Source organism: Mycobacterium sp. SMC-13 (genome assembly GCF_045311035.1).
Taxonomy (GTDB): domain Bacteria; phylum Actinomycetota; class Actinomycetes; order Mycobacteriales; family Mycobacteriaceae; genus Mycobacterium.
Genome location: NZ_JBJIAI010000001.1, coordinates 103,807 through 114,528, shown reverse-complemented (window position 1 = coordinate 114,528; position 10,722 = coordinate 103,807). Strand labels below are relative to the sequence as shown.

The 10,722-nt window shown below is 68.4% G+C and carries 9 protein-coding genes; 6 read left to right on the top strand and 3 right to left on the bottom strand.

Annotated features, from left to right (window positions below; all coding sequences use genetic code 11):
• Window positions 1-51: 51 nt before the first annotated feature.
• The 3 genes from ACJH6I_RS00570 to ACJH6I_RS00560 all read left to right on the top strand — a co-directional run bounded on the left by ACJH6I_RS00570 (window position 52) and on the right by ACJH6I_RS00560 (window position 2,680).
• A complete protein-coding gene (locus tag ACJH6I_RS00570; RefSeq protein ID WP_406783562.1) occupies window positions 52-1,470 on the top strand; it encodes a Fis family transcriptional regulator in 1,419 nt (472 codons plus the stop codon).
• A gap of 32 nt (window positions 1,471-1,502) precedes the next feature.
• A complete protein-coding gene (locus ACJH6I_RS00565; protein WP_406783561.1) occupies window positions 1,503-1,943 on the top strand; it encodes a hypothetical protein in 441 nt (146 codons plus the stop codon).
• Between the two features lie 317 nt (window positions 1,944-2,260).
• Window positions 2,261-2,680, top strand: a complete 420-nt coding sequence (locus ACJH6I_RS00560; RefSeq protein WP_406783560.1) for an Ltp family lipoprotein — start codon at window positions 2,261-2,263, stop codon at window positions 2,678-2,680.
• An 18-nt stretch (window positions 2,681-2,698) separates the two neighbouring features.
• On the opposite strand, the gene ACJH6I_RS00555 is transcribed toward ACJH6I_RS00560, so the two are convergent.
• Window positions 2,699-3,901: a winged helix-turn-helix domain-containing protein gene (locus ACJH6I_RS00555; protein ID WP_406783559.1), complete on the bottom strand. Its 1,203-nt coding sequence runs from the start codon at window positions 3,899-3,901 to the stop codon at window positions 2,699-2,701.
• A gap of 140 nt (window positions 3,902-4,041) precedes the next feature.
• Between ACJH6I_RS00555 and ACJH6I_RS00550 the strand changes: the two genes are divergently transcribed.
• Genes ACJH6I_RS00550 through ACJH6I_RS00540 form a run of 3 tightly spaced genes read left to right on the top strand, consistent with a single transcriptional unit; the run spans window position 4,042 to window position 9,468 of the window.
• Entirely contained in the window at window positions 4,042-6,075 is a 2,034-nt protein-coding gene (locus ACJH6I_RS00550; protein WP_406783558.1) for a toprim domain-containing protein, read from the top strand.
• Between the two features lie 12 nt (window positions 6,076-6,087).
• The gene (locus tag ACJH6I_RS00545) at window positions 6,088-8,229 is read left to right on the top strand and encodes a DNA gyrase subunit A (RefSeq protein ID WP_226521710.1); all 2,142 of its coding nucleotides are present in this window, start codon (window positions 6,088-6,090) and stop codon (window positions 8,227-8,229) included.
• Between the two features lie 6 nt (window positions 8,230-8,235).
• Window positions 8,236-9,468 (top strand): DUF4303 domain-containing protein, encoded by a 1,233-nt coding sequence (locus ACJH6I_RS00540; RefSeq protein WP_406783557.1) that lies wholly within the window; start codon window positions 8,236-8,238, stop codon window positions 9,466-9,468.
• Here ACJH6I_RS00540 and ACJH6I_RS00535 read toward each other — a convergent pair.
• Window positions 9,456-9,914, bottom strand: coding sequence for a dihydrofolate reductase (locus tag ACJH6I_RS00535; RefSeq protein WP_406783556.1), 459 nt, complete (start codon window positions 9,912-9,914; stop codon window positions 9,456-9,458). The two genes, ACJH6I_RS00540 and ACJH6I_RS00535, sit on opposite strands and share 13 nt — an antisense overlap.
• Before the next feature lie 4 nt (window positions 9,915-9,918).
• Window positions 9,919-10,719 (bottom strand): thymidylate synthase, encoded by an 801-nt coding sequence (locus ACJH6I_RS00530; RefSeq protein WP_406783555.1) that lies wholly within the window; start codon window positions 10,717-10,719, stop codon window positions 9,919-9,921.
• Window positions 10,720-10,722 lie beyond the last annotated feature (3 nt).

The following is a 10,722-nucleotide window of genomic DNA, read 5'->3' as shown; positions in this document are numbered from 1 at the left end:
ACTCTTGCGTCATCCGCCGGAACCACCGGCACCCACCGCAAGGGAGCAGCCATGAGCAACCCCCACGCCGCGCACGTGGACATCGCCACCAGTGCCGTCGTCATCAACCAGCTGACCGTCCAGGACAAAGACCTCTCCCGTGAGGCGCAACGCTGGACTACCGGAGAACGCGGGCCCGTCATCGACGACGCCGACGTCCTCGCTGAAGCGGACATGTCCGTCTTCGTGACCGAGGCGCTCAAGATCGGTGCCCACGCACTTTCGGCCACCGGCCAGTCCCAAGACTCTCGTGCCCTCGAACGAATGATCAAGGAGGTCGGCGACAAGACCGCGGCGACATCGGCTCAGGCAGCCGAGCTCACCGATCGCACGGTCAAGGACGCCGCCAAGACCATGACGAAGGCCGCCGAGGACGCGAAGAAGGCGATCGTCGAGGCCGACAAGACCAGCCGCAAAGAATTCACCGATTCGGTGGCCGCGGCGAAGACCGAACTGAGCACGGAAGTCCGCCGGATCTTCGCCGGCGACAGCCCCGAACTGCTCGAGAAGCTCCAACCGCTGCTCGACAAGTTCAGTGCCGACCTCGACGCCAAGAGCTCGGCCAGTATCACCGAGGTCCTCACCAAGGCGGTCAAGCAGTTCGATCCGACCGACCCGACGTCGCCGATGGCCAAACACACCGCCGGCCTGGAGACACGCCAACTTCAGCTGACCGAACTGATCGGCAAGAACCACCAGACCATCGCCCAGAAGCTGGACGAAATCAGCGTGGCGCTCAAGGTCCAAGCCGCGCAGGACAAGGTCAGCAAGGTAACGCCGATCAAGGGCGACACCTACGAGAACCAGGTCAACATCGTGCTGGCCGAGGTTGCCGCTGGCCTTGGCGACGAGTACACCGACACCCGCTCGGTCGTTGGGCACCTGCCCCGCTCCAAGAAGGGCGACGGCCTGCTCACCGTCGACGGCGGCCTCGCACGTGTGGTGATCGAAATGACGGACTCGGCCCGTGCGGGGTGGACCGAGTACCTGGACGAGGCCGAGCGCAATCGCCAAGCGGCATCATCGCTCGGCCTCGTCCGAACCCCCGAGCAGAACGGGGGCCGCTCGATCCGGGTGCTTGGGTCGCGGCGAATCGTGCTCGCGTTCAATCCGATTTCCGACGACCCCGATCTGGTACGCACCGTTGTGTTGTTGCTGCGCGCCGCAGCCCTGGCCGCCTCCACGCGTCGCGGCGCCGAGCAGTTGTCCACCGCCGAGGAGAAGATCACGGCGGCCGTCGCCCAGTTGGACCGCATCGACGACATCAAGAAGGCGGCAAGCTCCATCCACAAGAACGCCGACAAGATCGAGACCGGCTGCACCGCAGTCACTTCTGGAATCCAGCGGTTGCTATCGGAGGCACTCGCGGCGTTGGCCGATGTCGAATCGGTTTCGGAGATCACCGATACGCCCGGTGACGCCGTCGCCTGACCGCAGCACCCCAACCCCGAGAAGGAACGACCATGAACCGCATCGCACTCAACACCATCGTCATCGCCCCGGCCCTCGTCGCTCTTGCGACTGGATGCGTGGCGCCCGAGAAAGCCACGTCGGGAAGCAGCCTTGCCGCCGGATCGTCTGCGGTCACTACGTCAACCAGAGCCAAGGCGGCACCGCCCACGCCGGCCGACTTCATCGTCGGAGTGATCGTCACCGAACAGAAATGCTTCGGATCGGCCGGCTGCAACTATCAATACACGATCAATCCGCAGTACATCAGCACCAAGCCGCTACCCGACAAGACAACCGTTGTCTTCACCGTCACCGGTGGTGACCAGGACCAGGTCGGTAACTTCACCATCGACGCCAACGGCACGGCCACATTCGACCGCGAGACGTCCATCTCGGGCCAGGAGAACGCCAACCTGAAGGCGACGGTCACCCAAGTCATTCCGGGCCGGTGAGTGGCATGACACACAACACCGCGTTGTTGGACGCGCCGTGTCCCACACCGTACAAGGACGACTTTCCGAAGGAACGACAGGCGAGGGCAGCGGTCCGTGCGATGCGCAAACGAGGAAGACGAGGCAGAGGCAAGTACGTCCCGCAACAGCCATATCGGTGCTGCTGCGGGATGTTCCACCTCACTCATGCAGACCGACTCTCAAGAGACCGCATGCCACGGCCCAGCCGGACCTGGGCGCATGTACCCGCGGCGCTACCCAATTGACTCCCAGCAAATCACCAGCTAATTAACCTGGCCGTAGATAGGATTCCCCGAATGCCCAACGAAGCAAAACACCGTGTACCGCCCTGGCTGAGCGTGCCAGCCGCATTGCTCGTCATGATCGGCACCCCGATCGCGCTACCGACGCCAGCCTCGCCACTCACGCCGGCCGCCGCATCGCCAGGAACTACGGCCCAGAGCAACGCTGTGCGGGTCGCCCGCGACTACCTCAGCATCCAGGGGTTCTCCTACGACGGACTGATCGGTCAGCTCGAATTCGACGGTTTCTCGACCGACGTCGCCATCGCCGCCGTGGACAGCCTCACCGTCGATTGGAATGAACAAGCAGCGAAGGTCGCCGCGAGCTACCTCGATATCCAAGGTTTTTCGCGCAGCGGGCTGATCGAGCAGCTGGAGTTCGACGGTTTCACCCCGAGCCAAGCGCGCTACGGCGTGACCGCCGCGGGCTATTGATGCCGGCACAGAGCGAAGTCAGCTGACGGCGCGTCGCCGCAACTCCGGCACCAAATCCCCCCGATCCCCGACTGTCACGTCGTCGACGCCGAGCCACGCCGCCATCGACGTCAGTTCCGGAACCAGGGCCTCGGCCACCCGTGCCCGGTCCTGGCCGTCTTCGCCGAACGCTCCCACGACATGCAGCGCGCCGGCCGTGCGTTTCAGGTCGACCCGGCCCACCAACTGGCCGTCAAGCAGGAATGGCCAGACGTAGTAACCGAATTGGCGCTTCGGGGCCGGCGTGTAGATCTCGATACGGTAGTGAAAACCGAACAGCCGCTCGACGCGGGGCCGGAAGAAGATCAGCGGGTCGAAGGGGCACAGCAGCGCCGTGCCCCTGTCGGTCCGTGGCACCGTCTGCCCGGCGCGCAGATAGGCCGGAACTCCGTCGACCTCGACGGCGTCCAGGTCTCCGGACGCCACCAACGCCGCCAGGGCCGGTTTCACCTGGCGCGCGCCCAGGCGGAAGTAGTCGCGGATATCCGCCTCGGTCCCCACACCCAGCGCACCGGCGGCCTTGAGCACCAACTGCCGCACCGCTTCCTCGTCGGAGACCTCGCGGGCCAACACCTCCGCCGGCAATACCCGTTCGACCAGGTCATAGTGCCTGGCGAACCCGACCCGGGTCGCAGTGGTCAGCACGCCCGACGACCACAGCGCCTCGGCCACCCACTTGGTGTCGCTACGTCCCCACCACGGCCCCTTGGCGCCGCGCGGCTCGGCCTCCAGGTGCGCCTCGATCTGGCCCGCGGTCGACGGCCCGAGTTCGGCGACGGCCGCGACGATCTTCTCGGCCAGCTCACCGTTGCGCTTGACGATCTCCGTGCCCCAGCGACCGTGGGTGTATTCGCGCATCCGCCAGCGCAGCAGCGGCCAGTCGTCGACCGGCAACAACGCCGCCTCGTGCGCCCAATATTCGATGAGATGCCGCGGCGAGCGCGCACTGTGGCTCCACGCCAGGGCGTCGAGAGCGTCCCGATCGTAGGGGCCCAGCCGGCTGAACACCGGAGCGTAATGCGCCCGGACGCAGACCGATACCGAATCCAGCTGCAGCACTTGTATTCTGGACAGCAAACGCTTCAGGTGTGCCCGGGTTACCGGTCCGGCCGGCTTGGGTTCGTGAAAGCCCTGGGCGGCGACGGCGATGCGACGGGCCTGGACCGTGGTGAGTGCTGCCACTGTCACATCGTGGCGCAGACCACCGACAAACTCGCGCATGGATCTGCAAGGTTGTCGGCCGAACCGCCTACCATTCCTGCGGCACACCCTGTATTGGGGCTTCGGTCGCTCCCGACCGGCCCTGACGGAAAGGACCAGCAGTGAGCTACAACGCTGCGGACATCACCGAACTCGACGATGTTCAGCACACCCGCCTGCGACCGGCGGTCAACCTGGGCCTGGACGTGCTCAACACCGCCTTGCGCGAGCTGGTGGACAACGCGGTCGAAGAGGTCGCCGATCCCAGCCATGGCGGATCCACCGTCACCATCACCCTGCATGCCGACGGCTCGGTGAGCGTCGCCGACGACGGACGCGGTCTTCCGATCGACTCCGACCCCGTGACCGGCAAGAACGGCATCGTCAAGACCCTCGGGACGGCGCGCGCCGGCGGCAAGTTCTCGGCCCACACCGACGCCACCAGCACCGGTGCCGGCCTGAACGGCATCGGCGCCGCGGCCGCGGTGTTCATCTCAGCCCGCACCGACGTCACCGTGCGCCGCGCCGGCAAGACCTACCTGCAAAGTTTCGGCCACGGCTATCCCGGGACGTTCGAGGGCAAGGAATTCGACCCGAACGCCGAGTTCACGCGCGCCGACAACCAGAAACTGCGTGGCACCGGCAACCGCAAGCCCGACGCCCACGGCACCACGGTGCGCATCCTGTTCGACCAGGCCGTCGTGCCGGACGCCAGCGTCGACATCGCCGAGGTCCTGCTGCGCGCCCACGCCGCCGCCCGGATGTGCCCCGGTGTGCACCTGACCGTCGTGGACGAGGGCTGGCCCGGCACGGAGATTCCGGTGGTCCTGCTCGAACAGTTCAACGGCCCCTGGGGCACCGAGGCGCTGCTGGACCTCATGTGCACCTCGGCGGGCACTCCCCTGCCGCCGGTGCGCGCCGTGGTGGAGGGCCGGGGCGAATACACGACCGGGCGCGGGCCCACCCCGTTCCGCTGGTCGCTGACCGCCGGACCGGCCGAGCCGACCACGGTGGCCGCGTTCTGCAACACCGTGCGCACCCCCGGCGGCGGCTCGCACCTGACCGCGGCCATCAAGGGGCTGTCCGAGGCGCTCGCCGACCGGGCGTCCCGAATCCGGGATCTGGGGCTGGCCAAGGGTGAGGACGGACCCGAACCGCAGGACTTCGCCGCGGTCACCGCTCTCGCGGTGGACACCCGTGCCCCGGACGTGGGCTGGGACTCCCAGGCCAAGACCGCGGTCTCGTCGCGCTCGCTGAACGTCGCGATGGCCCCGGATGTGGCGCGCAGCGTCAACGTCTGGGCGGCGAACCCGGCCAACAGCGAGACGGTGTCGCTGTGGACCAAGCTGGCGCTCGAGTCGGCCCGCGCGCGCCGCAGCGCCGAGGGCGCCAAGGCGCGGTCCCGCGCGGCCTCGAAGGCCAAGGGGCTGGGCACCAACCTCTCGCTGCCGCCGAAGCTGCTACCCAGCCGCGAGACCGGCCGCGGCTCGGGCGCCGAACTGTTCCTCTGTGAGGGCGACTCGGCGCTCGGCACCATCAAGGCGGCGCGCGACGCGACGTTCCAGGCCGCCTTCCCGCTGAAAGGCAAGCCGCCCAACGTCTATGGCTTCACGGTGAACAAGGCCCGGGTCAAGGACGAGTTCGATTCCATCGAACGCATCCTGGGCTGCGGCGTGCGCGACAACTGCGACCCCGAGCAGTGCCGCTACGACCGGATCCTGTTCGCCTCCGACGCCGACCCCGACGGCGGCAACATCAACTCGAGCCTGATCTCGATGTTCCTGGACTTCTACCGCCCGCTCGTGGCGGCCGGCATGGTCTACGTGACGCTGCCGCCGCTGTTCGTGGTGAAAGACGGTCAGGAGCGCATCTACTGCCAGGACGAGTCCGAGCGCGACACGGCCGTCGCCGAACTGAAGGCGCGCTCGAAGCGCCGGGTGGAAGTCCAGCGCAACAAGGGTCTCGGTGAGATGGACGCCGACGACTTCTGGAACACCGTGCTGGATCCGCAGCGCCGCACCGTGATTCGCGTGCATCTCGACGACGCCGAGAAGAAGCTGCACCACACCCTGTTCGGCGGGCCGCCCGAGGGCCGGCGCTCGTGGATGGCCGAGGTGGCCGCCGTCGTCGACACCCTTGCGCTGGACCTGGACTAGAAAGAGTCAACTGTGACCTCGACCCTGGACGTTCCTGAGCAGAATCAGGACCTGGTCCTCGACCAGAGCGCCGACGATTACTGGAACCACTACCAGCTGACCTTCGCGCTCTACAGCGTCAGCGACCGCGCCATCCCGTCGGCGTTCGACGGCCTCAAGCCGGGCCAGCGCCGGCTGCTGTACCAGATGCACGACTCGAAACTGCTGCCCGGCAACAAGCCGCAGAAGTCTTCGAAGGTCTGCTCGGCCGTCACCGGCAACCTGCACCCGCACGGCGGCGCGTCGATGTACGGCGCGGCGGCGCTGATGGCCGCCGAGTTCCAGCGGGTGAAAGTCATTGACGGACAAGGCGCTTTCCCGCGTATCCAGGGTGACATCCCGGCCGCCGACCGGTACACCGAGATGCGGCTGTCGGCACCCGGTGCGGCGCTGACCGCCGAACTCGACGACCACGCGGTCCCGATGGTCCCCACATTCGACGGGGAATGGATCGAGCCGACGATGCTCCCGGCCCAGTGGCCGGTGCTCCTGTGCAACGGCGCCGTCGGCATCGCCGAAGGCTGGGCCACCAAGGTGCCCGCGCACAATCCGCGCGAGATCATGGCGGCCTGCCGGGCGCTGCTGAAGACCCCGAACATGACCGACGACCGGCTGGCCAAACTCATTCCCGGCCCGGACTGGGGCTGTGGGGCGACGGTGGTCGGCACCGCCGGCCTGCGCGAGTACCTCACCACCGGACGCGGTGCGCTCACCGTGCGCGGCACCCTGTCGGTCGACGGCAAGAACGTCGTGATCACCGAGCTGCCGCCCGGTGTCGCGAGCAACACTGTGCAGGACCGGATTCGGGCGCTGGTCGAGTCCGGCGAGCTGGCCGGCGTCGCCGACATGTCGGACCTGACCGACCGTCGCAACGGACTGCGGATCGTCGTCACCGCCAAGCGCGGCCACGCCGCCGAGACCATCCGCGACCAGCTACTGGCGTTGACCCCGCTGGAGTCGACGTTCGCCGCCAGCCTGGTGGCGCTCGACGAGGACCGCGTGCCGCGGTGGTGGACGGTGCGCGAGCTGATCGGCGCCTTCCTGCACCTGCGCGACTCGGTGGTCCTGCACCGCAGCCAGTACCGGCTCGAGAAGGTCACCGCCCGCAGGCATCTTGTCGCCGGCCTGATGAAGATCCACCTGGACATCGACGCGGCCGTCGCGGTCATCCGCGGCTCCGACACCGTCGACGACGCCCGGCGCGGGCTGCAGGAGCGGTTCAGCATCGACGAGGAGCAGGCCAATTACGTGCTGGCACTGCAACTTCGACGTCTGACGAAGCTCGATGTCATCGAGCTGCAGGCCGAGGCGGACAAGCTGGATGCCGAATTCGCCGAGCTCACCGAGCTCGTCGCGAACCCCGATGCTCGGCGCGTGGTGATCGACAACGAACTGAAGGAGACGGCGAAGCTGTTCGCCGGGCCCGAATTCGACCGCCGCACGGTCCTGGACGTCGAGGGCACGCCGACGGCCTCGAGTTCCGACGACGACGGCCCGCGTGAGCGGAAAGTCAACGCCAACTGGCGCCTTGACGATCGGGGCGTGTTCTCCGACAGCCACGGCGACCTGCTGTCCGCCGGGCTGGGCTGGGCGGTGTGGACCGACGGGCGCATCAAGTTCACCAACGGCAATGGCCTGCCGTTCAAGACGCGCGACATCCCGGTGGCTCCGGACATCACGGGGCTGCTGCGCTCGGGCGTGCTGACGCCGGGCCATCACCTCGCACTGGTGACGCGGCGCGGGAAGATTCTGCGCATCGACCCGGCCGCGGTGAATCCACAGGGCGCGGCAGGCAATGGCGTGGCCGGTGTGAAGCTGGCCGGCGACGGTGACGAGGTCATCGCCGCACTGCCGATCACGTGCGGCAACGGCGAAGCGATCCTGTCCACGTCCGAAAAGGGCTGGAAGGTAACCGAAGTCGCCGACATCCCGGTCAAGGGCCGCGGCGGCGCCGGCGTCGGCTTCCACCCGTTCGTCGGCGGTGAGGACGCCCTGCTGTCGGCGGCGGTCTCCCCCACCGGGTTCGTGCGCAATGGCAAGGCCGTGCGCGCCGAGAAGCGCGCGAAGTCCTCGGTGAAGGGCACGGGCGCCGACGTGACGCCGGCAGAGGCGTAGGCATCTGTGCGGTTCGACTGGGCGGGATTCGAAACCGATCTGACCGCCGCCGCGGTCACGGCGGTGCGCGCGCTGGCCGGCGCGGCCGCCGGGCAACAGCCGTACGCGGTGGCGTTCAGCGAGTTCTACGCCGAGACGACCGGTGTCATCTACCTGCCCAATCTGGCCCTGGCTACCGAGCAGACGGTGCCCGAGCCGTCCTGCCGGTTCAGCCCACCCGACTGGGAGCACCAGGACTACGAGTGGAGCGAGACCGCCGGCGACTGGGGTGACCGGCTGGTCGAGGCGGTGTCGGGGCTGCCACGTGCCCAGTGGGACCAGGCCTGGGAGCGGTTCGCGCAGGCGATGCTGACCGTCGCCGCGGGCGTGCGAGCCACGCTGGTGGCCGACGGCACCCTGCCGGCCGACGTCGTCGTCTACCTCGACGACGAGGACGGCGATCTGCTGGTGCGCTCGCTGACACCCGCCGAACTGCAGCGACATTTCCCCGAGTACGTCGCCGCCGCCGCGGCCGAGCACGCGATCCTGGCGCTGCCGGTCGAGCAGCGGGTGGCGGCGCTCGCGGCGGCTGCCGGACTGGTACCCGGACCGCCGGGCGACCTGGGTCAGGAACGCGCACGCGCGCTGCTGCTGGAGCTCGGCGGTGCCGCGGTCCCCGTCGCCATCGCGGCATTGAAGCGCCGGGACACCGCCTGGCTCGGCGCCAAGCTGTTGGCGGACCTCGATGTCGCGTCGCCCGACGTGCTCGACGCGCTATGGGCGGCGGTGCCCCTGCCCGGGCCCGGCCACGACTGGGCGGCCACCGCGCTGGGACGGCTGGGCTATGGACCCCAGGTGCTGGAGAGCGACCTGCCGGCGGCAAGCCGCGCGGCCGCCGTCACGGCGCCGTACCGGTCGTTCCGCGATCACGGCCGCAGCCATCGGCCGCTGGACTACGCGCTGCTGGCCGCCGGGCTCGCCGACCCGAGTGTCGCGGCACTCATCGCGGATGAGTTGGCGCCCGGCCAGGGCTACTGCACGCTGGACGCCGCCGACCTCCCCGGCGCCCGGGCGGGGCTCGATCATGCCGAGCCGCTGATCCGCCGGCACGCCATCGTCGTCCTCGGTGAACTGATCGGCCCCATGGGACCCGAGGGTGTGGACCTCGACGACGTCGCGGCGCTGAGCGCCCGGATCACCGACCTGGCCGCCCACGATCCCGACCCCGACGTCCGGCGGCTCGCCGGCTACCGCCGATAGGTGCAGAAGCGGTAGCGCAGGCCGGTCTTGCTGGTCTGCCACTCGCCGTGCGTGACGGTCCAGGAGTCGTCCAATGTCGGTGCGAACGCGTCGCCGTCGGGCACGTCGACGTCGATCTCGGTGACCTCGCACAGCGTCGCCGCCGGCAGCGCCAGCGCGTACAGCTGCGCTCCGCCCATCACCCAGCCGTCGATCTCGGCGGGCAACGACGTGACCACCTCGGCGCCTTCGGCCACGTACCCGGCGTCGCGGCTGACGACGACGTTGCGGCGGCCCGGCAGCGGGCGGAACCGCGCCGGCAGCGACTCCCAGGTGAGCCGGCCCATCACCACCGTGGAGCCGAGTGTCAGTTCTTTGAAGTGCGCCATGTCCTCGGGCAGCTGCCAGGGAATGTCGTTGTCGCGGCCGATGACACCGCCGTTGCCCTGCGCCCAGATCAGCTTCACGGCGTCAGACCGCAACGGGAGCCTTGATGGCCGGGTGCGGGTCGTAGTTGACGATCGCGATGTCCTCGTACTGGTAGTCGAAGATCGAATCACGCGGCGCCAGAACAAGTTCCGGGTAGGGCCGCGCCTCGCGCGACAGCTGCAGCTGCACCTGTTCGACGTGGTTGTCGTAGATGTGGCAGTCGCCGCCGGTCCAGACGAACTCACCGACCTCGAGGCCCGCCTGCGCGGCCATCATGTGGGTCAGCAGTGCGTAGGAGGCGATGTTGAACGGGACACCGAGGAACAGGTCGGCGCTGCGCTGATACAGCTGGCAGCTCAGCTTTCCGTCGGCGACGTAGAACTGGAACAACGCGTGGCACGGCGGCAGCGCCATCTGGGCGATCTCGCCGACGTTCCACGCCGAGACGATGTTGCGGCGGCTGTCGGGGTTGGTCTTCAGCATCTCGAGCGCGGCACTGATCTGGTCGATGCGCTCGCCCGACGGCGTCGGCCAGGACCGCCACTGGACGCCGTACACTGGCCCGAGTTCGCCTGTCTCCGAGGCCCATTCGTCCCAGATGGTGACGCCGCGCTCCTGCAGCCACCGCACGTTGGAGTCGCCGCGCAGGAACCACAGCAGCTCGTAGATCACCGACTTGGTGTGCACCTTCTTGGTGGTCAGCAGCGGGAATCCGGCGGCGAGGTCGTAGCGCAGCTGATGGCCGAACAGGCTCCGGGTGCCGGTGCCGGTGCGATCGGATTTGGGCGTGCCCTGTTCCAGCACGAGGCGCAGCAGGTCTTCGTAAGGGGTCGGCACAGCCACGCC

Coding starts and splice junctions, on each gene's coding strand:
- ACJH6I_RS00570 (WP_406783562.1), top strand. CDS start 52: ATGAGCAACCCCCACGCCGCGCACGTGGACATCGCCACCAGTGCCGTC.
- ACJH6I_RS00565 (WP_406783561.1), top strand. CDS start 1,503: ATGAACCGCATCGCACTCAACACCATCGTCATCGCCCCGGCCCTCGTC.
- ACJH6I_RS00560 (WP_406783560.1), top strand. CDS start 2,261: ATGCCCAACGAAGCAAAACACCGTGTACCGCCCTGGCTGAGCGTGCCA.